Origin of the sequence: Microbacterium barkeri, from assembly GCF_027921765.1 — a bacterium.
In the GTDB taxonomy this organism is placed as follows: domain Bacteria; phylum Actinomycetota; class Actinomycetes; order Actinomycetales; family Microbacteriaceae; genus Microbacterium; species Microbacterium barkeri.
In genome coordinates, this window is sequence record NZ_BSEJ01000001.1 from 341,767 (window position 1) to 364,773 (window position 23,007).

Here is a 23,007-nt window from a genome sequence, read left to right on the forward strand (position 1 = left end):
CATGCCCGCCGTCGCGACCGCCGCTCCCGCGCGCCTCTCGCGCGCGCAGTGGCGCGCGCGAGAGGCGGCGCATCGGGAGCGCGCCGACGCCCTCACCGCCGGGCACCGCGAGCGCGCGGTCCGCGGAGAGAAGCACCCCGTGTGGGACTTCCTCTTCACGTACTACTCGTACAAGCCAGCTGTGCTGAGGCGCTGGCACCCCGGCGCGGGTGTCGAGCTCGACGACGCGGCCGCCGACGAGCGCGCGCAGTGGCGCTGGTACGCCGCGGGGGCGCATCCGGGCGGGCTCGTCGTCGACCGCGCAGGGTTCGAGGCGGCCAAGCCCCAGCTCGTCGGGCTCATCGACGCGATCCTGCGCCGCACCGCGGCGCGCCCCGGGCAGTTCGGCTGCTTCGGCCTCCACGAGTGGGCGATGGTCTATCGGCAGGGTGCGCACCGACATCCGCAGCCCCTCCGGCTCGGCCAGGACGGCACCGACGCCGTCGTCGACGCGCACGAGCTGCGCTGCACGCACTTCGACGCGTTCCGGTTCTTCACTCCCGAGGCCGTTCCGCGCAACCGCGAGGCCCTCACGCGCGACGGGCAGCCCGAGCGCGAGCAGCCCGGCTGCCTGCACGCGGGGATGGACGTCTACAAGTGGGCGATCAAGCTCGGCCCGCTCGTGCCCGGCGAGCTCCTGCTCGACGCCTTCGAGCTCGCCAGAGACATCCGACGTCTCGACATGGAGGCGTCACCGTACGACCTCGCGGACTGGGGCTTCGAGCCCGTGCCGATCGAGACGCCCGAGGGCAAGGCGGAGTACGTGCGGCGCCAGCGCGCGTTCGCGGAGCGCGGGAACGCGCTGCGTCGCCGGATCCTGGAGGCGTGGCAGGGCGCGCCTGCGTCATCCGATCAGCTCTGAGGCGCCGCGCACTCCCCCTCGCACGGCAGGAACGACCGCCCGGAGCCGGCGACCTGCAGGCGCAGCGCGACGACGCGCGTGGCCGCCTCGGCGAGCCGCTCCTCGGGGAGCGTTCCCGCCGCCACCGCCGCGGCGATGCCCGCGGCCATGTCCGGAGCGGTCTGCGCGTTCGAGCTCGCGACGCTGAGGACGAGGTCGGCCCCGGCGGAGATCGCGGTGACCGCGTTCTGCACGGGGTCCTGGTACGCGGGGACGCGGCTCTGGACGAGCATCCCCAGGTCATCGGTCACCGCGACGCCCTCGAAGCCGAGCTCCTCCCGGAGGATGCGGTACCACTCCGGCGAGAGCGACGCGGGCGCCGCGTCGACCGCCGTGTAGGCGAGATGCCCGGTCATCACGAGCGGCACCTGCGCCGAGATGCCCGCGGAGAACGGACGCGCGTCGCGCGAGCGCCACTGCGACAGCGGCGTGTCGGTCGTGGGGATGGTGAAGTGCGAGTCCTCGCGGACGGCCCCGTGACCCGGGAAGTGCTTGAGCGCCGAGAGCGCATACGGGGCCTCGCCCGTCACCGCGGCGGCCACACGCGAGGTCGCGTCGCTCGGCGTCTCGCCGAGCACACGGCGCCAGATGAACGACCCCGTGTCGGACGTCGTGTCGGCGACGATGCCGAAGTTCACGCCGATGCCGGCACGCGCCACGAGGGCGCCTCGCGTCGCGAACGCGTCCTCGGTCGCTCCCGGCGACTCGTCGCGCAGCGCACGCGCGGAGTCGGCGCGATCCCAGTAGAGCCGCGACACGGAGCCGCCCTCCTGGTCGACGGCGACAAGGGGCGGCAGCGCCGGGTCGACGACCATGGCGTCGGTGAGCGAGCGCACCTGCTCCTCCCAGCCGACGTTCGCGCCCATGAGCAGGAACCCGCCGAGATCGCTGTCGGCGAGATAGGCGCGCACGGTGTCGGCGTCGCGCGAGGGGATGTGCCCCATCACCACCGTGCCGGCGCGCTGCTCGGGGGTCATGTCCGCGACGATCTGCGCCGCTCGCTGGGTGTACGCGTCGGCATCGGCCGCCTCGACGCGGACGGTCTGCTCCGCGGGCGGCTCCGGCGCCTCGGTGGGCGCCTCGCTCGGGCTCTCCGAGGGCGCGGGGGTCGCGTCCTCCTCGGCGGGCGCGTCGGTCTCCGACGGCGCCGCGGTGCCGGTCGGCGACGCCGTCGGCGTCGGCGTCGGCGCGGCCGAGGGCGCTGCGGTCGCGGGCGCCGCGCCGAGCAGGATCGCGGTGAGGGCGATGGCGGCCGCCGCTCTCGTGAGCCCCTGAATCCCGCCGCGCCCGCCGTGTGCCATCCCCATAGCGCAATGCTAAGCCGGGCCGCGGTTTGTGACGGTCTTGTAAACACCCGCGGCGGCTCACTTCCCAGGTCCCGGCGCTGTGAAAACCCTGTGCGAGGATTCTCGGGTCAGCGCCGACGAACCCGTTCGGCGCTCCTTTCGATGTGCGAAGCATCAGGAAAGAGGAAAGTTCCATGACGACTGTCCACAACGGCGTCCGACGTCGGGCCTGGATCACGGCGGTCCCCGCCGTCGCGGCGATCGCCCTCGCGGGCTGCGCGGGCGGCCAGGGCGGCGGCGGCGAGGAGCCCGCAGCGGGCGAGAACCAGATCCTCGTCGGCACGACCGACAAGGTCACGACGCTCGACCCGGCAGGCTCCTACGACAACGGGTCGCTCGCGGTCCAGACGCAGGTGTTCCCGTACCTCGTGAACACCGCGCCCGGCAGCACGGAGGTCGTGCCCGACCTCGCCGAGAGCGCCGAGTTCACGTCGCCGACGCAGTACACGGTGACCCTGCCCGAGGGCCTCGAGTTCGCCAACGGCAACCCGCTCACCTCGAGCGACGTGAAGTTCTCGTTCGAGCGCCAGATCGCGATCGCCGACCCGAACGGCGCCTCGTCGCTGCTCTACAACCTGGACTCGATCGACACCCCCGACGAGACGACCGTGGTCTTCAACCTGAAGACCGAGAACGACCAGGTGTTCCCGTACATCCTCACGAGCTTCCCCGGCGCGATCGTCGACGAGGACGTCTTCGCCGCCGACGCGCTCACGCCCGACGAGGACATCGTCGAGGCCGAGGCGTTCGCGGGACCGTACTCGATCACGTCCTACACGTTCAACGAGATCATCGAGTTCACGCCGAACGAGGCCTACCAGGGCCTCATCGACACGCCCGCGAACGACGGCGTCATCCTGAACTACTACGCCGAGTCGTCGAACCTCAAGCTCGCGGTGCAGCAGGGCGATGTCGACGTCGCGTACCGCAGCCTGTCCCCCGCCGACGTCGCCGATCTCTCGGGCGACGACGCGCTCACGGTCCACGAGGGCCCGGGCGGCGAGATCCGCTACATCGTGTTCAACTTCCACACGCAGCCCTACGGCTCGGAGACGGAGGACGCCGACGAGGCCAAGGCGCTCGCCGTGCGGCAGGCGGTCGCATCGCTCATCGACCGCGACGAGCTGAGCGAGCAGGTCTACAACGGCACGTACACGCCCCTCTACTCGTACGTTCCCGAGGGATTCATCGGCGCGACCGAGGTCCTGAAGGACCTCTACGGCGACGGCGACGGCGGCCCCGACGCGGCGAGCGCCGAGCAGATCCTCTCCGACGCGGGGGTGGAGACGCCCGTCGCGCTGAGCCTGCAGTACAGCCCCGATCACTACGGGCCGAACTCGGGCGACGAGTACGCCCTCATCGAGAAGCAGCTCGAGGCGGACGGCCTCTTCGACGTCTCGCTGAACTCGACCGAGTGGACGCAGTACTCGGAGGACCGCGTCGCCGACGTGTACCCCGCGTACCAGCTCGGATGGTTCCCCGACTACTCGGACGCCGACAACTACCTCACGCCGTTCTTCCTCACGGAGAACTTCCTCGTGAACCACTACGAGAACCCCGAGGTCAACGACCTCATCCTCCAGCAGGCCGTCACGCCCGACGAGGGCGAGCGCACGGCGCTCATCGAGCAGATCCAAGCGATGGTCGCCGAGGATCTCTCGACCGTGCCGTACCTCCAGGGCGCGCAGACCCTCGTCAGCGCGTCCGACATCGAGGGCGTGCTCCTCGACGCCTCGTTCAAGCTGCGCTTCGCACCCCTGACGCGCTGACCGCCGAGGAGAGGGCGGGCCGGACGACCTCCGGCCCGCCCTCTCCGGCATGATGGAGAACCTCCTGTGACCGACACCCTCACTCCGCCGGAGGCGACCACAGCGTCGCTCGTCCGGCGTGCGAGCGGAGGGCACGGCCTCTGGCGCTACGTGCTCGTCCGCTTCCTGCTCATCTTCCCGACCGTCCTCATCCTCGTGACGACCGTGTTCGTGCTCATGCGCGCGACCGGCGATCCGATCACCGCCGCGCTCGGCGGCCAGCTCACGCCCGCGCAGCTCCAGGAGCGCATCGAGGCGGCCGGCTACGACCGGCCCATCCTCGTGCAGTACCTCGAGTACCTCGGCCGCATCGCGGTGGGCGACTTCGGCACGACGCTCGACAACCAGCCCGTCGGCGACGTGCTGCTCCGCTACGGCGGCGCGACGCTCGAGCTCGCGGTCTATGCGCTCATCGTGGCGTTCGCGGTCGGCATCCCGCTCGGCATGATCGCGGCGGCCGTCCGCGACCGCTGGGGCGACGCCGTGCTGCGCGTGTTCGCGATCCTCTGCTACGCGACGCCCGTGTTCTTCGCGGGGATCCTGCTCAAGCTCGTCTTCTCGGTCTGGCTCGGCGTCCTGCCGACCTCGGGTCGCGCGTCCCCGCGCGTGGAGATCGGGCTCAACCGCCTCGACGGCGCGACCGGGATCTACACGATCGACGCCATCCGCAGCGGCAACCCCGCCTACATCTCCGACGTGCTCTCGCACGCCGTGCTGCCGAGCCTGGCGCTCGGGCTCCTCACCGCGGGCGTGTTCCTCCGCCTCGTGCGGACGAACGTCATCGGCACGCTGTCGATGCCGTACATCGACGCTGCGCGCTCCCGCGGCGTCCGCGAGCGGCGCCTCGTCGCGACGCACGCGTATCGTCCTGCGCTCATCCCGATCGTGACGGTCATCGGCCTCCAGATCGCGATGCTCCTCGGCGGCGCCGTGCTCACCGAGACGACGTTCGAGTGGACGGGCCTGGGCTTCCAGCTCGCCGAGTTCCTCCGGGCACGCGACTTCGTCGCGGTGCAGGGCATCGTCGCCCTGCTGGCCGTCATCGTCGCGCTGTCCAACTTCATCGTCGACATCATCGCGGCGTTCATCGACCCGAGGGTGAGGTACTGACATGGCGAGGGAATCCCTCTTCGCGCGTCTCCCCGTCGTCCGCTCGTACCGGCAGTCGGTGGGTCTCCAGCGGGGCATGCTCACCGCGGGCCTCGCGATCTGCGCGGTGTTCCTCCTCACGGCGATCCTCGCGCCGGTGCTCGCCCCGTACGGCTTCTCGCAGCTGTCGGATGCCGACGGCACCTTCGGCGCGCGACAGGCGCCGAGCGCGGAGCACGTCCTCGGAACGACCGCCGGCGGCTTCGATGTGCTGTCCCGCGTCATCTGGGGCACGCAGACCGCACTGTTCGCGATCGTCGTCTCGGTCGCGATGTCGATCTTCATCGGCATCCTGCTCGGCGTGGTCTCCGGCTATCTCGGCGGCTGGATCGACCGCGTGCTCGTCGTGATCTGCGACGCGATCTACGCGTTCCCCACGCTCCTGCTCGCGATCGTCGCGGCGATCGTCATCTCGGGCGGTCAGTCGAGCCTCGTCGGCGGCGTCTTCGCCGCCGCCATCTCGATCACGGTCGTGTTCATCCCGCAGTACTTCCGGGTCGTCCGAGCGGAGACCGTGCGCATCAAGTCGGAGGCGTTCGTCGAGTCGGCGAAGGTCATCGGCGCGTCGCCCTGGCGGATCATGATGCGCCACGTGCTGCGCAACGCGACCCGCACGCTGCCGCTCATCTTCACGCTCAACGCGTCGGAGGCCATCCTCACGCTCGCGGGGCTGGGCTTCCTCGGGTTCGGCATCGAGCCGACCGCGGCGGCCGAGTGGGGCTACGACCTCAACCGCTCGATCGAGGACGTCACGAGCGGCGTGTGGTGGACGTCGATCTTCCCCGGCGTCGCCATCGTGCTCGTGGTGCTCGGCATCACGCTCGTCGGCGAGAGCCTCAACGACCTCGCCGACCCGCGACTGCGCACGCGCCGTGCGGTCGCGAAGAGGGCCGCCGTGGCGGTCGAAGGAGGAGTGAGCGCATGACGCAGGAGCAGTCCGCCATCCGCATCCAGGGTCTCGACGTCACGTTCGCGACCGATGGCGGCGACGTCCACGCGGTGCACGGCATCGACCTCGACGTCCGCTCCGGCGAGGTGCTCGCCGTCGTCGGCGAGTCGGGCAGCGGCAAGACCGTCACGGCGCGCGCGATCCTCGGGCTCCTGCCCGAGACCGCGCGCGTCGACGGCGCCGTCGTGCTGTCGGGGCAGGATGTCGTCGCGCTGTCGCCCGATCGCCTGCGCGCGGTGCGCGGCACCGAGGCGGCGATGATCTTCCAGGAGCCGATGACCGCGCTCAATCCCGTCTTCACGGTGGGATGGCAGATCGCGGAGGGCATCAGGGCCCACGAGCGCATCGGGCGGAAGGAGGCGCGCGAGCGCGCCGTCGAGATCCTGCGCAAGGTCGGCATCCCCGACCCCGAGCGCCGCGTCGACGACTACCCTCACCAGTTCTCGGGCGGGCAGAAGCAGCGCATCGTGATCGCGCAGGCACTCGTCCTGGGCCCGAAGGTGATCATCGCCGACGAGCCGACGACGGCTCTCGACGTGACCGTGCAGGCCGAGATCCTCGACCTCCTGCGCCGGGCCCGCGACGAGTTCGGCACCGCGATCGTCCTCATCACCCACAACATGGGGGTCGTGGCCGATCTCGCCGACCGGGTCGCCGTCATGTACCGCGGCGACATCGTCGAGACCGCGCGCGCCGTCGACCTGTTCGCCCGCCCTCAGCACGCGTACACGCAGCGCCTGCTCGCGGCCGTGCCGCGGCTCGCCATCGCCGATCGTCCGTACACGGGCGACGTCGACGCCGAGCCCGTCGTCCGCGCCGAGGGACTCGAGATCGAGTACCCCGGCCGCTTCGGGGCGCGCGGCTTCCGCGCGGTCGACGGCGTGAGCTTCGACATCCGCCCGGGCGAGGTGCTCGGGCTCGTCGGGGAGTCCGGATCGGGCAAGACGACGATCGGCAGGGCGATGGCCGCGCTCGCTCCCGTCACGGGCGGCTCGCTGCGCGTGCTCGGGGCGGAGCTCAACGGCATCCGCGAACGGGACTTCCGGGCGCGTCGGAGGGAGATCGGCTTCGTCTTCCAGGACCCGGCGTCGAGCTTCAACCCGCTGCTCACGATCGGCGCCTGCGTCGCCGAGCCGCTGCGCGTGCACGGCGTCGGGCAGAGCGAGGCCGACGACCGCGTCGCCGAGCTGCTCGAGGCGGTGCACCTGCCACCCGAGGTCGCACGGCGGTTCCCGCACGAGCTCTCTGGCGGCCAGCGGCAGCGCGCGAGCCTCGCGCGGGCACTCGTGCTCGAGCCCAAGCTCGTGATCGCCGACGAGCCGACGAGCGCGCTCGACGTCTCGGTCCAGGCGCGCGTGCTCGAGCTCTTCACGGAGCTGCAGGAGCGATTCGGCTTCGCTGCCCTGTTCATCACGCACGACCTCGCCGTGGTCGACCTGCTCGCGCATCGCGTCGTCGTGCTCCACAGGGGCCGCATCGCCGAGCAGGGCCGCACCGCCGACGTGCTGGGCGCGCCGCAGGATCCGTACACCCGCCGGCTCATCGCGTCGCTGCCCGTGCCCGACCCGGTGCTGCAGGCGCAGCGGCGCGCGGAGTGGGAGCGCGTCGCGGCAGCGGGCTGACCGCTCCCGGTCGCCGGGCTCCGGCTCGGCGACCGGGACTCAGCCGCCGATCGCGTTCATCCCGCGTGCGGGCTGCAGGAACGACGGATCGTCGATCGCGTGGCCGGGCAGCTTGCGGATGATGCAGCCGCGCAGCATCGCGTCGAGGTGCTGCTCCTCGACGCCCGGCGCGTGCCCTGCGCGCAGGATCGGCAGCAGGTCGAACTCGGTCGTCGAGAAGAGGCAGTTGCGCAGCTGGCCGTCGGCCGTGAGCCGCAGCCGGTCGCAGGTGCCGCAGAACGGCGCCGTGACCGAGGCGATGACGCCGACCGAGTGCGGCCCGCCGTCGAGCAGCCAGGTCTCCGCCGGAGCGCCCCCGCGCCCGGGCACGGGCGTGAGCTCCCATCGCGCGGACAGCGCGTCGAGGATCTCCTCGCGCGTGACCATCCGCTCGCGCGACCACGTGTGGCCCGCGTCGAGCGGCATCTGCTCGATGAACCGCATCTGCGCGCCGTGGCCGACCGCGAACGCGACGAGGTCGACGAGCTCGCAGACGTTGACGTCGCGCATCGCGACGGCGTTCAGCTTGAGCGGACGCAGCGGCGAGGCCGCGGCCGCCGCGATGCCCTCGAGCACGTCGCCGAGGCGATCCCGGCGCGTGAGCTCCCGGAACCGCTCGCGGTCGAGCGTGTCGATCGAGATGTTCAGGCGGCTCAGCCCCGCCGCGACGAGACCGGGCAGGAACTCCGGGAGGCGGATGCCGTTCGTCGTCATCGCGATCTGCACGGGGCCATCCGGGCCTTCGAGCCGTGCGAGCCGCCGCACGACCTCGACGATGTCGGAGCGCAGCAGGGGCTCCCCGCCCGTGAGGCGGAACGTGGTGATGCCCGCGGCCGCGGCCACCGCCGCCACGCGCTCGATCTCGTCGAGGGAGAGGATGCTCGTGCGCGCGAGCCACTCGTTCCCCTGCTCGGGCATGCAGTACGTGCAGCGCAGCGAGCAGCGGTCGGTCAGCGAGATGCGCAGGTCCCGGTGGACACGGCCGTGCGTGTCGACGAGAGGCGGTGAGCTGCGCATCCGTCCAGCGTAGGCCCGCGGCGGCGCGCGGGGGCGCGCCGCGGCGGTCAGGCCGGCCGCACGCGGACGTCGGACGGGTCGACCGAGAGCCAGATCGGGTCGTCGCGCTGCAGGCGCAGCTCCGCGAGGCGGGCGGATGTCAGGTCGACCGCGATCTCGGGAGCGCTCGTGCGCACGCGGCCGCCCGCGGGCAGGGGCTCGATCCGCGCGACACGCGAGAGCCAGCGGCCGGGCGACGCCGGGCTGTCCCCCGCTACGCGCACCGCGCCGGTCCAGGTGCTCTCTGCCGTGTGCTCGACGCGGACCGACCGCATCGGGAAGATCGCCGCGGCCGGGGCGCCCTCGGCGACATGCGTGCGGTGGGACGACGCGAGAAACGGCCCGGGGCCGGATTCGCGCTGCGTCCAGTGGCCGTCCGCGAACACGCCCTCGAGCCGGTTGAGTCCCGCGATCTCCGCGATGTAGGCGGTCGCGGGAGCCGCGAGCACGGCGGGGATCCGGTCCGACTGCGTCACGCGCCCCCGCTCGAGGACGACCATCCGCTGCGCGAGCGCGACGGCGTCGACGAGATCGCGCGTGACGACGAGCGCGGTCGTCAGGGTCGCCGCGAGCTGCTCGCGGAGCATCTGGCGCACGTCGTCCGCCTCGCGTGCGTCGAGCCGCGCGAGCGGGTCATCGAGGAGGAGCACCCGCGGTGCCGCCGCAAGGGCGCGCGCCACCGCGACCCGCACCCGGCCGCCGGGCGAGAGCTCGCGCGGGTGATGGTCGCCCGCTCCGGGGAGCCCGACGTGCCACAGCCACTCGTCCGCCTCCTGGCGAGCGAGACCGCGCGGGACCCCCCGATGCCGCAGCCCGTCGGCGACGATGTCCCGGAGGCGGAGGTGCTCGGGCAGGTCCGGCGCGCCGGCGACGAGCGCGATGCCCCGCCGCGCGGGGCGGAGGTGCCGACGGCGGTCGATCCGGATGCCCGCATCGAGCTCGATCGAGCCGTCGGACAGGCGGATGGTCCCGGCGAGCGCGGCGAGGAGCGTCGAGGCGCCCGAGCCGCGGGGTCCCATCACCGCGACGATCTCGCCGTGGTGCAGCTCGATCCGCGCGTTGAGCGCGAGCGCGCGGCTCCGGTCGACGCGCACATCCGCGCGGAGCACGGGCGGGCTCAGCCGCAGAGCGCCGGTGTCCACCGGCACGGTGTGCGCGCCCCTGCGCATCCGGACCGATTCCCCCATGAGCCCCCTCCCCCTTCCGATCCTGCCTCGGCGATGCCCGGAAGGGAATGGATCGCCGGAGAATCGCGGGCGACGCGGACGCCGTACCCTGATCCCATGCCGTTCCCGCCGCTCGTCGAGCCCGTCCCCGCGCTGAGCGCCGCCGAGCAGCGGCGCACGGCCCGCCACCGCTCGCTCGCTGCGCTCGGCGATGACGGGCAGCGCCGGCTCGCTGCGGGGCACGTCGCGATCGTCGGCGCGGGCGGGCTCGGCTCCCCGGCCGTGCTCGCCCTCGCCGCCGCCGGTGTCGGGACGCTCACGGTGATCGACGACGACGACGTGGAGCTGACCAACCTGCAGCGGCAGGTCATCCACCGCCTCTCCGACGTCGGGGCGCCGAAGGTCGACAGCGCCGTGCGCGTCGCGGGCGAGATCGCACCGGAGGTGCGGGTGCGGGCCATCCGGGAGCGCCTCACGGACGACAGCGCGGCGCGCCTCCTCGAGGGCGCCGACGTCGTGCTCGACGGCTCCGACCTCTTCTCGACGCGCTCGGCCGTCGCGGCGGCCTGCGCGACATCGGGCACGCCGCTCGTCTGGGGCACCGTCCAGGAGACCGACGCGCAGCTCACGGTCTTCTGGTCGCGCCCTCCCGCTGGCGTCGCGCCCGTCGTGCTCGACGACCTCTACCCGGCTGATCGCATCGGCGAGCCGCCCACGTGCGCCGCCGTGGGCGTGCTCGGGCCCCTCTGCCTGCAGCTCGGAGCCCTCATGGCGACGCAGGCGATCGCGCTCCTCGCGGGCGTCGGCGACCCGCTCGTCGGCCGCCTGCTGCTCATCGACGCGCTCGGCACGCGCTTCCGCGAGATCCCGCTGCGCGGTGCGCCGCAGTCGCGCGAGGGCGGGGCGACCAGCCGACCGCGCACGGTGACCGCGTCCGACTCTCCCGCGCACCCGATCGAGATCGTGCCGGTCGACGCCGCGGCTGCCGAGCTCGCGGGCCCCGCCGCCCCGATCGTGATCGACGTGCGCGAGGCCGAGGAGCTCGAGGCGGGCATCGTGCCCGGCTCGCGTCACATCCCCCTCGCCGACCTACTCGACGCGCCCGAGCGCGTCGCCCGCGAGGTCGGCGACCGCCCCGTGCTCATCGTGTGCCAGATCGGGGGCCGAGCGCGGCGGGCGGCGACGGCCCTCGCCCCCTTCACGCGAGCGAGGGTGCTCGATGGCGGCTACGCGGCATGGCGCGAGAGGGAGGACGCGCGGTGAGCGGCCGCCTGCGCACCGTGGAGGAGCATCTCGCGGCCATCCTCGCGGAGGTCCGCGCCCTCGACCCGGTCGAGGTCCCGCTCGCCGCAGCGGTCGGGCGCGTGCTCGCCGAGGCGCTGCGGGGGCGCGTCGACATCCCGGTGTTCGACAACTCCGCGATGGACGGCTTCGCGGTCCGCTTCGACGACGTCGCCGACGCGAGCCCGGAGCGCGCCGTCACCCTGCGCGTCGTCGCCGATCTGCCCGCGGGCGACCCTGCCGACCCGGCGCTCGGCGCAGGGGAGGCCATCCGCATCATGACCGGGGCGCCCGTGCCGACGGCTGCCGACGCGATCGTGCCGTTCGAGGACACGCGCGACGGCCTCGCCGCGTCGCTCGGCGAGATCGCGGTGCTCCGGGCGCCGCGCCGCCGCAGCGCTCACATCCGGAGACGGGGCGAGGACCTCCGCGCGGGCGACGAGGTGCTCCCGGCCGGGACCGTGCTCACTCCCCATGCCCTCGGCGCCGCGGCCGCCGCCGGCATCGGCGGTGCGGTGCGGGTGCACCGCCGCCCTCGAGTCGTGGTCCTCTCCACCGGCAGCGAGCTCGTGCCGGCGGGCGAGCCCCTGGCCCGCGGCCAGATCCCCGAGTCCAACTCGACCCTGCTCGCGGGGCTCGCCGCCGCGGCAGGGGCCGAGATCGTGCGCGTGGCCGTGTCGTCCGACGATGAGCAGGCGTTCGCCGAGCTCCTGCACGCGGCACACGACGCGGATGCGGTGATCACCTCCGGTGGGGTCAGCGCGGGCGCGTACGAGGTCGTGAAGAACGCGCTCGCCGGGCAGGTCGCCTTCGTCAAGGTCGCGATGCAGCCCGGCAAGCCGCAGGCCTTCGGCCGGCTCGCCGACGGCCCGCTGCTGTTCGGCCTCCCGGGCAATCCCGTGAGCGCCGCGGTGTCGTTCGAGGTGTTCGTGCGCCCCGCGCTGCGCGCGATGCAGGGCATCCGGGACACCGCTCGCCCCGTCCTCCGGCTGCCCGCCGCGGTCGGATGGCGCACGCCCGCGGGGCGACGCCAGTACCTGCCGGCGATCGTGGACACATCGGACCCCGCGCGCTGGTCGGTGCGCCCGGCCGCACCGGGCGGATCGGGCTCTCATCTCGCGGGGAGCCTCGCCGCGGCGACGGCGTACGCGGTCGTGCCCGCGGAGGTCGACGCTGTCGCGGCGGGCGACCCCGTGGATGTCATGCTGTTGTCATGACCTTCACGCACCTGGATGCCGCGGGCCACGCCCGCATGGTCGACGTCACGGCCAAGCAGCCCACGGTCCGCTCCGCGACAGCGCGCGGCTTCGTGCGCTGCGCACGCGCGACGGCCGACGCTCTGCGCGACGGCGCCGTGCCGAAGGGCGACGTCCTGGCTGTCGCGCGCATCGCGGGGATCCAGGGAGCCAAGCGCTGCGCCGAGCTCCTGCCGCTCGCGCACGTGATCGGCGTGCACGGTGCACGCGTCGACCTCGCCGTGGAGGACGAGGGCGTCGCGATCGAGGCGGAGGTCCGCACCGCCGACCGGACGGGCGTCGAGATGGAGGCCCTCACGGCCGTGACGGTGGCGGCGCTCGCGGTCGTCGACATGATCAAGGGCATCGACCGATCCGCGGCGATCGAGAGCGCGCGCATCGTCGCGAAGTCCGGCGGGCGCTCCGGCGACTGGATCCGCGACGGCGAGGCACCGGCATGACGCGTGTGCGCTACTTCGCCGCCGCAGAGGAGGCCGCGGGCGTCGCCGAGGAGGAGCGCACGGAGGCGACGCTCGACGCGCTCCGCGCGGCGCTCGTCGCCGACCACCCGGCCCTCGGGTCCGTGCTGCCGCGCTGTGCCGTCCTCGTCGACGGCGAGCGCCGCGACGACGACGCTCCGCTCGCGGGCGCCGGGCACGTGGACGTGCTGCCGCCGTTCGCGGGCGGGTGAGCCTCAGCCCCCGATGCCCTTCCAGGCGGCCGTGCCGTCGGCCTCGACCTGGCGCTTCCACACGGGGAGCTCGCGCTTGATGTCCTCGATGAGCTGACGGCACGCCGCGAACGCCTCGGCTCGGTGCGCCGACGAGGCCGCGATGACCACCGCCGCGTCGCCCACGCCCAGGCGCCCGACGCGGTGGCTCACGGCGACCGTCGCGCCGTGGTCCGCGGCGGCCCGCTCGGCGAGCGATGCGAGCACGCGCTCGGCGTCCGGATGCGCGGTGTACTCGAGCGCCACGACCGCTCCCCCGGCGTCCGGGTCGTGGTCGCGCACACGGCCGACGAACGACGTCTCCGCGCCTGCGCGCGGATCGTCGACGGCCGCGAGGTGCGCGGCGACGTCGAGCGGCTCGGCCCTGATGCGCGCGATCGCGACCCGACCGGCGCCGGTCACGCGTGGTCTCCGCCGTCGAGCTGCGACACGACGTGCCCGGCGACCGAGAGCACGACCGGCATCCCGCTGTCCACGGCTCGCGGCGCACCGGGCAGGTTCACGACGAGCGCTGCCCCGGCGATGCCCGCGAGGCCGCGGGTCAGCATGCCGGCCGGCTTCTCCTGCGCGCCGCGACGGCGCAGCTCCTCGGCGATCCCGGGCACCTCCCGATCGAGCACCGCGCGCGTGCCCTCGGGCGTCCGATCGCGCGGCCCGACGCCCGTGCCGCCCGTCGTCACGACGAGGCGCGCGCCGTCTGCGACCGCCTGCCGCAGAGCCGCCGAGACGGAGGCCTCGCCGTCCGGGACGACCCGCGCGGGCTCGCACCGCCATCCCGCGGCACGCAGGGCGTCGACGGCCCGCGGGCCCGCGGCGTCCTCGCGCTCCCCCGCCGCCGAGCGGTCGCTCACGGTCACGACGACCGCGAGCGGCGGCGTCTTCTCGTCCGACATCACAACGACCAGCCTAGGGCGCGATGCGGCGCGATACGCTCGTGGCCATGTCGTCCGCGCACGCACAGCTCCCGGCGTCGATGGCGCGCGCGCAGCTCGAGGCGCTCGCGGCCGACCCGGGGTTCGAAGGCCCGTGGGCGCGCGAGCGGGCGCAGCTCATGGCGGGCGCCACTCGGCCCGCGGCCGTCCTCGTGCTGTTCGGCATCCTCGACGCGCTCCCCGCATCCGCCGGGCACGATCGCTGCGCGGTCTCGAGCGACCTCGACGTGCTGCTGCTCGCGCGCGCGACCACCCTGCGCTCCCATGCAGGGCAGATCGCCTTCCCGGGCGGCCGCGTGGAGCTCGGTGACCGCGACATCGTCGCGGCCGCCTTGCGGGAGGCGCGCGAGGAGACGGGGCTCGACCCCGCCGGCGTCGACGTCCTCGGCGCGCTCCGCGAGATCCCCGTGCCGGTCTCGGGCCACCTCGTGACCCCCGTGCTCGCCTGGTGGCGGCGCCCCTCGCCGGTTCGCGCGGTCGACGCGGCCGAGTCGTCGTCCGTGTTCCGCGCTCCGGTCGCGGATCTCCTCGCCTCTGAGAACCGCCGCACCTCCCTCACTCGCCGCGGCGGGCGCGAGTGGCGCGGACCCGCGTTCGTGCTCGCGGATCCGCGCACGGGCGAGGAGCGCATCGTGTGGGGCTTCACGGCGGGTGTGCTCGACGCGATGTTCGATCGGCTCGGCTGGACCGAGCCGTGGGACGAGGGCCGGATCATCGACGTGCCGGTGTGATCCCGTGATCGGGGAGGATGGAGCGGTGACCCTCGGACTCCTCCTCGACGTCGACGGCCCGCTCGCGAGCACCGTCACCCGCACCCTGCGCGTGCCATCGATCGCGCCCGACCTCGTCGCCCTCGCGCATGCGGGTGCGCCCGTGGTGTTCAACACCGGGCGCTCGCACGCCTTCCTCGTGGAGCGGGTCATCCCGGCGCTCGCGGATGCGGGGCTCCGCGCCGACGCCCCGGTCTGGGGCGTCGGAGAGAAGGGCGCGACGTGGTTCGCGCTCGACGCGTCCGCCGAGACGCCGCGCGCCGGGCAGGTGCACGCCGACGAGGCGCTGCGGCCGCCGCAGGAGCTGCTCGACGCCGTCCGCGCGATCGCCGTGCGCGAGCGCGACCTCATGTTCTGGGACGACACCAAGCGGACGATGATCTCCGTCGAGCAGAACGTCGACACGGCCAACGCCGACTACCTCGCGGCGCAGCCCGCGTTCGTCGCGGCCTGCCAGGCCGTGATCGACGAGCTGGGGCTCGCCGCCGACTTCCACATCGTCCCGACGATCATCTCGGTCGACATCGAGCATGTGACGGCGGGCAAGGCCCTCGGCGCCGAGCGCGCGCTCGGGCTCATCGAGGAGCGGATGGCCGCGCCGCGCCGCTGGTTCACGGCGGGAGACTCCCCGAGCGACTACGACATGGCCGCCTGGCTGCATGCGCGGGGCGACGACGTCGTGCACCTCGACGTGCGCCCTGCGGGCGGCGTCCCCGCCGTCGGGTTCGAGGTCATCCGCGACATCCCCACCGCGGAGCGCGCCGAGGACGACCTGACCGCCGCGCACCTCACGCGCCTGCGCGGCGACCTCGGCGCCTGACGGCCCCTCTGCTCCCCCGCGCGACGTAGCCTGGTGACGCGGAGGTGATGGCGATGGCAGCACGCGAGCGCGAGCAGCCCGACGACCCGCGGCTCGCGGCCGCCCAGTACCGGATCGACCGCATCCGCGAGGAGCTCGGCGAGCCGGCGGATGAGGACGAGCGCCGCAGCACGGCGGGCTCCACGACCCCGGCCGATCGGCATGCCTACGTCGAGATGGTCATCCAGCAGGCGATGCGCCGCGGCGAGTTCGACGACCTGCCGGGAGCGGGCCGCCCGATCGAGGGACTCGGGACGTCGCACGACCCGGACTGGTGGATCCGCCGCAAGATCGAGCGCGAGGGGCTCACCGGGATCGGCCCGCCCGCTCTCCAGCTGCGCACCGAGCATGCCGCATTGCACGAGACCCTCGACGGCTTCTCGCGCGAGGCCGACGTGCGCGCGCATCTCGACGACTTCAACCGCCGCGTCAGGCTCGCCCGCATGCAGCTGCTCGGCGGGCCTCCCGTCGTCACGCCCATGGTCGACATCGACGCCGAGGTCGCGGCGTGGGCGGAGCGCCGCGACGAGCGTCGGCGCGCCGCCGCTCGTCCGGCAGCACCCGAGGAGCCCCCGCGCCGGGGCTTCCTCCGGCGTCGCCGCACCTGACTCCTCCTCCGGTCTCGTAGCATCGTCCCGATGACCGATGCACCTTCCGGCGGCCCCACGGCCGGCGCACACGACCCCCGCACCGCCCGGCGCGTGCCCGAGGCGCTCGACGCGTACCAGCAGCGCGAGCGGAACCCGGAGTACCGCGTCGACGTCGAGCGGATCCGCTTCTCGCCGTACTACTCGCGGCTGTCGGCCGTGACGCAGGTCATCGCGCAGGCCGGCGCGGGCCTCGCGGTGCACAACCGGCTCACGCACTCGGTCAAGGTGGCCGCCGTCGCCCGCGGCATCGCGGTGCAGCTCGCGAACGGCGAGCATGCCGCGCTCGTGGATCGGCTCGGCGGATGCGACCCCGTCGTGGTGCAGGCCGCCGCTGCGGCCCACGACCTCGGCCACCCGCCCTTCGGACACCTCGGCGAGCAGACCCTCGACCGGCTCGCGAAGGACCGCTTCGGCCTCCGCGAGGGCTTCGAGGGCAACGCCCAGACGTTCCGCATCATCACGCGCCTCGACGAGTATGACCGCGCGGGCGCGGGGCTCAATCTCACGGCGGCCGTGCGCGCGGCCGTGCTGAAGTACCCGTGGCTGCGGGGCGAGGGCGACGACTGGTTCGGCCGCGACGAGGCTCCGCGCGGGATCACGCCCGCGAGCCCCGGCACGGGCGCGTACAAGTTCTCGGCCTTCGCGCTCGACGTGCACGAGATGCACGAGGCCCGCGCGGCGTACCCCGAGATCGCACCCCTCCAGCAGACCGTCGAGTGCTCGGTCATGGACATCGCCGACGACATCGCCTACTCGCTCCACGACCTCGACGACTTCTACCGTGCCGGTCTGCTCAACCAGTCCACGATCTCGGCCGAGTTCCGGGCATGGCGCCGTGAGCGCGCCGAGCTGCACGCCGCCGAGCAGGGCGATCTCGTCCTCTCCCAGCGTGCTCCGGGCCGCGCCCTCGAGCTCCTGTGGCGCCGTCTCGCCGCGAAGGATCCGTGGATCGCCGACGAGGACGCGTTCGCGGACGCGGTCGCGCGCGTGAACGACGAGGTCATCGACGGCCTGCTCGCGGTCCCCTTCGACGGCTCGATGCTGACCGAGCGCACGCTCTCGCAGTTCACGGCCGCGTGGATCGCGCGCCTGCAGCACTCGATCGCGGTCACCGCGACCCCGCCCATCCGCTCGGGTCACGTGAGCCTCGACCGCACCGCGTGGCACGAGGTCGCTGTGCTGAAGTTCCTGCACCAGCGCTTCATCCTCGAGCGGCCCGATCTCGCGCTGTACCAGCGCGGACAGGCGAGCGTGCTCGAGCGGCTCGTCGACGGCTTCGCCGCGTGGCTCGACGATCCGCGCGACGTGCGCCGGGCGCCGCGCCGTCTGCTCGATCTCGTCGATCTCGCGGCAGAGGACTACGCGCGGGTGCGCCGCGAGGCGCCGGAGCTCGCCGACGCGTCGGATGGCGCCGAGCTCCGGCGGCGCGCCACCGGGCGCGGGATCGTCGACTACGTCGCGTCGCTCACCGACGCCCAGGCCATGCACATCGACGCGCTCATCAACGGCTCCCCCGAGCGCCTGTGGGACGCCGGCCAGGGGCTCTGAGCGCCCGCAGCGCGGCGTCCGCGCCCGCGGCGATCGCGACGCCGGCCGCATACCAGGCGAGGTCTGCGGCCGAGAACACCGTGCCGAGCACGAGCAGGAGGGGCGGGAAGGCCGCGCCCCAGCGCGCGGGGAGCCCGGTCAGCTGCAGCAGTTCGACGGCCGTGCACCAGGCGAGAGCCGCTGCCGCGACGACGAGCAGGCGCGCACGGGGAGCCGCGAACGCCGCGAGCAGGTACACGAGCACCGCGTAGAGCGCGTCGCCCGCCGCGTCGGACGCGGCGGTCTCGGGCAGAGCCGTGTGGACGAGGAGCCCCGCCGCGACCGTGAGCGCCCCCGCGACGGCGAGCGCGACGCGCCTCACCGCGCCGCGAGCGCCTCGTCGATGGGCGTCCCTCCGTTGCCGAACGGGATGGAGCGCCCCGCCGTCGCGTCATCGCTCAGCACGGCCGCGGCGACCGCCGCGACGTCGCCTCGCGTCACGTGCCCCGTGCCCGGCTCCGCCGTCTCGATGAGACCGGTCGGCTCGTCGAGCGTGAGGGGCCCCGGCTGGAGGATCGTGTACGCGAGCCCGCTCGCGCGCAGATGCTCGTCGGCGGCGGCCTTCGACTCCGCATACGCGAAGAACGGCTCGTCGCGCGGAACGCCGTGATCGGGTCGTGAGCCGAGATACGACACCATGACGTAGCGGTCGACGCCCGCCGCACGTGCGGCGTCCATCGAGCGGATGGCCGCGTCGCGGTCCACGGCGTAGGTCCGGGCCGGATTCCCGCCGCCGGCTCCCGCCGACCACACGATCGCGTCGTGGCCGCGCACGAGCTGCGCGAGCGCATCGACGTCGAGCGTCTCGACGTCGGCCACGCGGGGCTCCGCGCCGGTCGCTGCGACCTCGTCGGCGTGCGCGGGATTGCGGATCACGCTCGTCACCTCGTCTCCGCGGCCCGCGAGGAGCGGCGCCAGCAGGAGCGCGACCTTGCCGTGCCCTCCGAAGATCAGGATGCGGGCCATGGGATCCCCTTCCGTTCGCGTCCTCCCACCCTACGGTCGCGCGCGGCCACAGGCGCGGAGACGCCGAGAGCCCGTGCCGGTCGGCACGGGCTCTCGCGAAGCGGCGGCTCAGGCGCCGCAGAGCTCGGTGAGCTCGGACTGCGCCTCGGTGAGCGCGGTCGACGCGGCCGTCATGTCCTCGCTCACCTTGGTCATCGCCTCGGTGTCGGTCATGTCGAGCTCGCCCATGCCCTCGATCTGCGTCGTGAGGTCGCCGAAGGCGCCCGCGAACTTCTCGTAGACCGGGGCGACCTCCTCGTTGGTGACCTTCTCGCCGATCGCGGCGACCTCGTCGTTGATGGCCGAGACCTGCTCGCTGAGCGCCTCGGTGTCGCCGCTCGTCATCGCGGTGGAGAGCTCGCTCATGCTCGAGTTCATGTCCGAGGTGCCCGAGGTGATGAGCTCGCACGCGTCGGCGACCGACTGCCCGCCGGCGCCGCAGGCGGCCAGGCCGGGAAGGAGGGCGAGCGCGGCGGCTGCGGCGAGGACGGTCTTGGTGGTGCGGCGGATGGCCATGAGTGCTCCTGTCGTCGTGTGCGGCGAGCCGCGCAGACGACACCACGCCGAGCACGATGCCGGCGACCCCCGCGATCGACCCTATCGGACGCGGTCGGCGCCGCGGGAGTCGCCCGGACGCCCGGGCGTGGGGACAACTCCCCCGTCGAGATCGACGCGCTCGGCCCCTGCGTAGACGTTCATCGTGTCGCCTCGGAGGAACCCGACGAGCCCGATGCCCCGGCTCGCGGCGAGCTCGACCGCGAGCGACGACGGCGCCGACACGGCCGCGAGCAGCGGGACGCCGGCCATCGCGGCCTTCTGCACGAGCTCGAAGCTCGCGCGCCCCGACACCATGAGCACGGTGCCGCGCAGCGGCAGCATCCCCCGCGCGAGCGCCCATCCGACGACCTTGTCGACCGCGTTGTGGCGCCCCACGTCCTCGCGCACGACGAGGGGCTCGCCGCCCTCGGCGGGGAACAGCGCCGCCGCGTGCAGGCCGCCTGTCCGGTCGAAGAGCGCCTGCGCGGATCGGAGGCGGTCGGGCAGGGTCGCGAGAACCGGTGCCGCGACGCGCGTCGGGTCCGAGCGGATGTCGAACGCCGACACGGTCTCGACGGCCTCGATCGAGGCCTTGCCGCACACGCCGCACGAGCTCGTCGTGTAGAAGCCGCGTGCGACGGGAGGACGGTTCCCTGGCGCGAGGGCGACATCGAGCACGTTGTAGGTGTTCTCGGTGCCCCCGGTCCCTGGCCCTCCGCAGTGGATGGCCGCGCGCACGTCGTCCTGCGCATGCACGGCCCCCTCCGAGACGAGGAAGCCGGAGGCGAGCTCGACATCATGGCCCGGGGTCCGCATCGTGACGGCGACCGGCTCGCCCGCGACGCGGATCTCGAGGGGCTCCTCGACGGCGAGCGCGTCGGGTCGTCGCGCGGCCGACGCGCCGTCGTCCCCGAGACGGACGCGGACGACCGGGCGGTGCGCCGTGAGGCGGCCCATGCTCAGCGCGCCTCGAGCCGCACGACGACGGCCTTCGACGTGGGGGTCCCGCTCGTGTCGGCGACCGAGTCGAGCGGCACGAGGACGTTCGTCTCGGGGTAGTACGCGGCCGCATTGCCGCGCGGCGTGTCGTAGGCGACGAGCCGGAACGCCTCGGCGCGACGCTCCTCGCGGCCGAGCGGGCCATCCCACTCCGAGACGAGATCGACGATGTCTCCCTCCGCGAACCCGAGCGCGCGGATGTCGTCGGCGTGCGCGAAGACGACGCGACGCCCGCCGCGGATGCCGCGATAGCGGTCGTCGTGGCCGTAGACCGTGGTGTTGTACTGATCGTGCGAGCGGAGGGTCTGCAGCAGCAGCCGCCCCTCCGGGATGCGCGGGTGCTCGAGCGCATTCGCCGTGAACACCGCCCGCCCCGTCGGGGTGTCGAAGCGGCGCGCGTCGCGCGGCCCGTTCGGCAGCAGGAAGGTGCGGCCCTTCTCGATGCGGCGCTCGTAGTCGTCGAACCCGGGCACGACGCGCGCGATGTGCGCGCGCACGCGCGCGTAGTCGTCCTCGAGCGCGCGCCAGTCGGCACGAGGCGCGTTCGGCCGGTCCGCGAACACGCGCTCCGCGAGGCGCGCGATGATCGCGACCTCGCTGAGCAGGTCGCCGCTCGGCGGGGCCAGGCGTCCGCGCGAGGCGTGCACAGCGCCCATCGAGTCCTCGACGGTCACGCGCTGCTCGCCGCGCCCGCGGCGGTCGCGGTCGGTGCGGCCGAGCGTCGGCAGGATGACTGCACGGCGGCCGTGCACGACGTGCGACCGGTTGAGCTTGGTGGACACGTGCACGGTGAGGTCGACGCGCGACATCGCCGCCTCGACGACGGCGGTGTCGGGCGTCGCCGAGACGAAGTTGCCGCCCATCCCGAGGAACACCCGCACGCGTCCGTCCCGCATCGCGCGGATCGCCGCCACCGTGTCGTGCCCGTGCGCGCGCGGGGCGCGGAACCCGAACTCGGCGTCGAGCGCCGCGAGGAACGTCTCGGACGGCTTCTCGTAGATGCCCATCGTCCGGTCGCCCTGCACGTTCGAGTGGCCGCGCACGGGGCAGACGCCCGCTCCGGGACGCCCGATGTCGCCGCGCAGGAGCAGCACGTTGACGACGTCGCGCAGCGTCGCGACGGAGTGCTTGTGCTGCGTGAGGCCCATCGCCCAGCAGACGATCGTGCCGCGCGAGCGCCGCACGCGCTCCGCCGTCGCCCGGATCGTCCGCTCGTCGAGCCCCGTCGCCTCCTCGATCTGCGGCCAGCCGACCTCCGCGACCGCCGCGGCGTACGCGTCGAAGCCCGTGGTGAAGCCCTCGATGAAGGCCCGGTCGAGGACGCCGCCCTCCTCCGCCTCGCGCTCGAGCAGGTGCTTGCCGATGCCCTGGAACAGCGCCTGGTCGCCGCCGAGCCGGATCTGCAGGAACTCGTCGGCGATGCGCGTGCCGCCGAGCACGAGCCCGTGCGGGGTCTGCGGATTGCGGAACCGGATGAGCCCGGCCTCGGGCAGCGGGTTGACGGCGATGATCGTCGCGCCGCGCCGCTTCGCCTTCTCGAGGGCCGACAGCATCCGGGGGTGGTTCGTGCCGGGGTTCTGCCCCGCCACGATGAGCAGGTCGGCCTCGTGGATGTCCTCGATCGAGACGGTCCCCTTGCCGATGCCGATCGTCTCCGTGAGCGCCGACCCGCTGGACTCGTGGCACATGTTCGAGCAGTCGGGGAGGTTGTTCGTGCCGAGCCCCCGCACGAGCAGCTGATAGAGGAAGGCCGCCTCGTTCGATGTGCGCCCCGAAGTATAGAAGACCGCCTCGTCCGGGTCGTCCAGGCCTGCCAGCGCGCCCGCGACGAGATCGAGGGCCTCGTCCCACCCCGCCTCCCGGTAGTGCGTCGCGCCCTCGTCGAGCACCATCGGGGTCGTCAGGCGGCCCTGCTGGCCGAGCCACCAGTCATCGTGGCCGCGGAGCTCGTCGACCGAGTGCGCGGCGAAGAACGACGGCTCGATGCGGCGCAGCGTCGCCTCCTCGGCCACCGCCTTCGCGCCGTTCTCGCAGAACTCCGCGACATGGCGCCTGTCCTCCTCTGGCCATGCGCAGCCGGGGCAGTCGAAGCCGTCCTTCTGATTCACGCGCAGGAGCGTCCGCGCGCTCCGGACGACGCCCATCTGCTCGAGCGACGTCTTCATCGCGTGGTACACGCCCGGCACGCCGACCGCGGAGGTCTCCCGCTCCCCGACGACCAGCCGCGTCTCGTCGATGTCCGCCCGGGGTGCCCTCTTCGCCATTCCGCCATGCTACGGCGGGTTTCCCTGCGTTACACGGCGGCGTGACGGGCGCGGCGAGGGACCGTACCGTGGTCGAAACGCCC

The 23,007-nt window shown here is 73.6% G+C and carries 23 protein-coding genes; 13 read left to right on the top strand and 10 right to left on the bottom strand.

All coding sequences use genetic code 11. From position 1 onward, the window contains the following. Position 1: 1 nt before the first annotated feature. Positions 2 to 901: a 3-methyladenine DNA glycosylase gene (locus tag PKE79_RS01705; protein ID WP_271171928.1), complete on the top strand. Its 900-nt coding sequence runs from the start codon at positions 2 to 4 to the stop codon at positions 899 to 901. Here the strand turns inward: PKE79_RS01705 and PKE79_RS01710 are convergent. After that, a complete protein-coding gene (locus PKE79_RS01710) occupies positions 892 to 2,247 on the bottom strand; it encodes a glycoside hydrolase family 3 N-terminal domain-containing protein (protein ID WP_271171929.1) in 1,356 nt (451 codons plus the stop codon). The genes PKE79_RS01705 and PKE79_RS01710 overlap by 10 nt on opposite strands. Positions 2,248 to 2,420: 173 nt before the next feature. Here PKE79_RS01710 and PKE79_RS01715 point away from each other — a divergent pair, with 173 nt between their 5' ends. The 4 genes from PKE79_RS01715 (at position 2,421) to PKE79_RS01730 (ending at position 7,814) form a co-directional block, all read left to right on the top strand. After that, positions 2,421 to 4,055 (top strand): ABC transporter substrate-binding protein, encoded by a 1,635-nt coding sequence (locus tag PKE79_RS01715; RefSeq protein WP_271171930.1) that lies wholly within the window; start codon positions 2,421 to 2,423, stop codon positions 4,053 to 4,055. Between the two features lie 66 nt (positions 4,056 to 4,121). Continuing rightward, positions 4,122 to 5,204 (top strand): ABC transporter permease, encoded by a 1,083-nt coding sequence (locus tag PKE79_RS01720; RefSeq protein ID WP_271171931.1) that lies wholly within the window; start codon positions 4,122 to 4,124, stop codon positions 5,202 to 5,204. 1 nt (position 5,205) lies between these two features. Next, entirely contained in the window at positions 5,206 to 6,168 is a 963-nt protein-coding gene (locus PKE79_RS01725) for an ABC transporter permease (RefSeq protein ID WP_271171932.1), read from the top strand. After that, complete coding sequence (locus tag PKE79_RS01730) at positions 6,165 to 7,814, top strand: ABC transporter ATP-binding protein (protein WP_271171933.1); 1,650 nt, start codon at positions 6,165 to 6,167, stop codon at positions 7,812 to 7,814. The genes PKE79_RS01725 and PKE79_RS01730 overlap by 4 nt, the downstream gene beginning before the upstream one ends. A gap of 39 nt (positions 7,815 to 7,853) precedes the next feature. Here PKE79_RS01730 and moaA read toward each other — a convergent pair whose 3' ends face one another. Together moaA and PKE79_RS01740 are read right to left on the bottom strand one after the other, a co-directional pair. Next, positions 7,854 to 8,870: a GTP 3',8-cyclase MoaA gene (gene moaA, locus PKE79_RS01735; protein WP_271171934.1), complete on the bottom strand. Its 1,017-nt coding sequence runs from the start codon at positions 8,868 to 8,870 to the stop codon at positions 7,854 to 7,856. 47 nt (positions 8,871 to 8,917) lie between these two features. Continuing rightward, positions 8,918 to 10,096 carry an ATP-binding cassette domain-containing protein gene (locus PKE79_RS01740; RefSeq protein ID WP_271171935.1) on the bottom strand — a complete coding sequence of 393 codons (1,179 nt, stop codon included), beginning with the start codon at positions 10,094 to 10,096 and terminating at the stop codon, positions 8,918 to 8,920. A gap of 96 nt (positions 10,097 to 10,192) precedes the next feature. On the opposite strand from PKE79_RS01740, the gene PKE79_RS01745 reads away from it, so the two are divergent. The 4 genes from PKE79_RS01745 to PKE79_RS01760 are packed head-to-tail and all read left to right on the top strand — an operon-like array spanning position 10,193 to position 13,282. Next, complete coding sequence (locus PKE79_RS01745) at positions 10,193 to 11,338, top strand: ThiF family adenylyltransferase (RefSeq protein ID WP_271171936.1); 1,146 nt, start codon at positions 10,193 to 10,195, stop codon at positions 11,336 to 11,338. After that, positions 11,335 to 12,573 (top strand): molybdopterin molybdotransferase MoeA, encoded by a 1,239-nt coding sequence (locus tag PKE79_RS01750; RefSeq protein WP_271171937.1) that lies wholly within the window; start codon positions 11,335 to 11,337, stop codon positions 12,571 to 12,573. Before PKE79_RS01745 ends, PKE79_RS01750 begins: the two co-directional genes overlap by 4 nt. Continuing rightward, on the top strand, positions 12,570 to 13,052 hold the full coding sequence (gene moaC / locus PKE79_RS01755; RefSeq protein WP_271171938.1) for a cyclic pyranopterin monophosphate synthase MoaC: 483 nt from the start codon (positions 12,570 to 12,572) through the stop codon (positions 13,050 to 13,052). The genes PKE79_RS01750 and moaC overlap by 4 nt, the downstream gene beginning before the upstream one ends. Next, positions 13,049 to 13,282: a MoaD/ThiS family protein gene (locus tag PKE79_RS01760; RefSeq protein WP_271171939.1), complete on the top strand. Its 234-nt coding sequence runs from the start codon at positions 13,049 to 13,051 to the stop codon at positions 13,280 to 13,282. Before moaC ends, PKE79_RS01760 begins: the two co-directional genes overlap by 4 nt. A gap of 3 nt (positions 13,283 to 13,285) precedes the next feature. On the opposite strand, the gene PKE79_RS01765 is transcribed toward PKE79_RS01760, so the two are convergent. Continuing rightward, positions 13,286 to 13,723, bottom strand: a complete 438-nt coding sequence (locus PKE79_RS01765; RefSeq protein ID WP_271171940.1) for a molybdenum cofactor biosynthesis protein MoaE — start codon at positions 13,721 to 13,723, stop codon at positions 13,286 to 13,288. After that, entirely contained in the window at positions 13,720 to 14,214 is a 495-nt protein-coding gene (locus PKE79_RS01770; protein ID WP_271171941.1) for a MogA/MoaB family molybdenum cofactor biosynthesis protein, read from the bottom strand. Before PKE79_RS01770 ends, PKE79_RS01765 begins: the two co-directional genes overlap by 4 nt. Before the next feature lie 47 nt (positions 14,215 to 14,261). Between PKE79_RS01770 and PKE79_RS01775 the strand changes: the two genes are divergently transcribed. Genes PKE79_RS01775 through PKE79_RS01790 form a run of 4 tightly spaced genes read left to right on the top strand, consistent with a single transcriptional unit; the run spans position 14,262 to position 18,080 of the window. After that, positions 14,262 to 14,984, top strand: coding sequence for an NUDIX hydrolase (locus PKE79_RS01775; protein ID WP_271171942.1), 723 nt, complete (start codon positions 14,262 to 14,264; stop codon positions 14,982 to 14,984). Positions 14,985 to 15,009: 25 nt separating this feature from the next. Then, a complete protein-coding gene (locus PKE79_RS01780) occupies positions 15,010 to 15,843 on the top strand; it encodes a hypothetical protein (protein WP_271171943.1) in 834 nt (277 codons plus the stop codon). A 53-nt stretch (positions 15,844 to 15,896) separates the two neighbouring features. Then, positions 15,897 to 16,490, top strand: coding sequence for a DnaJ family domain-containing protein (locus PKE79_RS01785; RefSeq protein ID WP_271171944.1), 594 nt, complete (start codon positions 15,897 to 15,899; stop codon positions 16,488 to 16,490). A 30-nt stretch (positions 16,491 to 16,520) separates the two neighbouring features. Continuing rightward, complete coding sequence (locus PKE79_RS01790; protein ID WP_271171945.1) at positions 16,521 to 18,080, top strand: deoxyguanosinetriphosphate triphosphohydrolase family protein; 1,560 nt, start codon at positions 16,521 to 16,523, stop codon at positions 18,078 to 18,080. On the opposite strand, the gene PKE79_RS01795 is transcribed toward PKE79_RS01790, so the two are convergent. The 5 genes from PKE79_RS01795 to PKE79_RS01815 form a co-directional block, all read right to left on the bottom strand. Then, positions 18,034 to 18,441 (bottom strand): ribosomal maturation YjgA family protein, encoded by a 408-nt coding sequence (locus PKE79_RS01795; RefSeq protein ID WP_271171946.1) that lies wholly within the window; start codon positions 18,439 to 18,441, stop codon positions 18,034 to 18,036. The two genes, PKE79_RS01790 and PKE79_RS01795, sit on opposite strands and share 47 nt — an antisense overlap. Continuing rightward, a complete protein-coding gene (locus PKE79_RS01800; protein ID WP_271171947.1) occupies positions 18,438 to 19,085 on the bottom strand; it encodes an SDR family oxidoreductase in 648 nt (215 codons plus the stop codon). Before PKE79_RS01800 ends, PKE79_RS01795 begins: the two co-directional genes overlap by 4 nt. A 108-nt stretch (positions 19,086 to 19,193) precedes the next feature. Then, a complete protein-coding gene (locus PKE79_RS01805) occupies positions 19,194 to 19,640 on the bottom strand; it encodes a hypothetical protein (RefSeq protein WP_271171948.1) in 447 nt (148 codons plus the stop codon). An 81-nt stretch (positions 19,641 to 19,721) separates the two neighbouring features. Then, entirely contained in the window at positions 19,722 to 20,618 is an 897-nt protein-coding gene (gene fdhD, locus PKE79_RS01810; protein ID WP_271171949.1) for a formate dehydrogenase accessory sulfurtransferase FdhD, read from the bottom strand. Positions 20,619 to 20,620: 2 nt separating this feature from the next. Further along, on the bottom strand, positions 20,621 to 22,924 hold the full coding sequence (locus tag PKE79_RS01815; protein ID WP_271171950.1) for an FdhF/YdeP family oxidoreductase: 2,304 nt from the start codon (positions 22,922 to 22,924) through the stop codon (positions 20,621 to 20,623). Between the last annotated feature and the right edge of the window lie 83 nt (positions 22,925 to 23,007).

Excerpts from the sequence above, each read along its gene's own strand:
- PKE79_RS01705 (WP_271171928.1), top strand. The coding sequence starts at position 2 with ATGCCCGCCGTCGCGACCGCCGCTCCCGCGCGCCTCTCGCGCGCGCAG.
- PKE79_RS01710 (WP_271171929.1), bottom strand. The coding sequence starts at position 2,247 with ATGGGGATGGCACACGGCGGGCGCGGCGGGATTCAGGGGCTCACGAGA.
- PKE79_RS01715 (WP_271171930.1), top strand. The coding sequence starts at position 2,421 with ATGACGACTGTCCACAACGGCGTCCGACGTCGGGCCTGGATCACGGCG.
- PKE79_RS01725 (WP_271171932.1), top strand. The coding sequence starts at position 5,206 with ATGGCGAGGGAATCCCTCTTCGCGCGTCTCCCCGTCGTCCGCTCGTAC.
- PKE79_RS01730 (WP_271171933.1), top strand. The coding sequence starts at position 6,165 with ATGACGCAGGAGCAGTCCGCCATCCGCATCCAGGGTCTCGACGTCACG.
- moaA (WP_271171934.1), bottom strand. The coding sequence starts at position 8,870 with ATGCGCAGCTCACCGCCTCTCGTCGACACGCACGGCCGTGTCCACCGG.
- PKE79_RS01740 (WP_271171935.1), bottom strand. The coding sequence starts at position 10,096 with ATGGGGGAATCGGTCCGGATGCGCAGGGGCGCGCACACCGTGCCGGTG.
- PKE79_RS01745 (WP_271171936.1), top strand. The coding sequence starts at position 10,193 with ATGCCGTTCCCGCCGCTCGTCGAGCCCGTCCCCGCGCTGAGCGCCGCC.
- moaC (WP_271171938.1), top strand. The coding sequence starts at position 12,570 with ATGACCTTCACGCACCTGGATGCCGCGGGCCACGCCCGCATGGTCGAC.
- PKE79_RS01760 (WP_271171939.1), top strand. The coding sequence starts at position 13,049 with ATGACGCGTGTGCGCTACTTCGCCGCCGCAGAGGAGGCCGCGGGCGTC.
- PKE79_RS01770 (WP_271171941.1), bottom strand. The coding sequence starts at position 14,214 with ATGTCGGACGAGAAGACGCCGCCGCTCGCGGTCGTCGTGACCGTGAGC.
- PKE79_RS01775 (WP_271171942.1), top strand. The coding sequence starts at position 14,262 with ATGTCGTCCGCGCACGCACAGCTCCCGGCGTCGATGGCGCGCGCGCAG.
- PKE79_RS01785 (WP_271171944.1), top strand. The coding sequence starts at position 15,897 with ATGGCAGCACGCGAGCGCGAGCAGCCCGACGACCCGCGGCTCGCGGCC.
- PKE79_RS01790 (WP_271171945.1), top strand. The coding sequence starts at position 16,521 with ATGACCGATGCACCTTCCGGCGGCCCCACGGCCGGCGCACACGACCCC.
- PKE79_RS01800 (WP_271171947.1), bottom strand. The coding sequence starts at position 19,085 with ATGGCCCGCATCCTGATCTTCGGAGGGCACGGCAAGGTCGCGCTCCTG.
- PKE79_RS01805 (WP_271171948.1), bottom strand. The coding sequence starts at position 19,640 with ATGGCCATCCGCCGCACCACCAAGACCGTCCTCGCCGCAGCCGCCGCG.
- fdhD (WP_271171949.1), bottom strand. The coding sequence starts at position 20,618 with ATGGGCCGCCTCACGGCGCACCGCCCGGTCGTCCGCGTCCGTCTCGGG.
- PKE79_RS01815 (WP_271171950.1), bottom strand. The coding sequence starts at position 22,924 with ATGGCGAAGAGGGCACCCCGGGCGGACATCGACGAGACGCGGCTGGTC.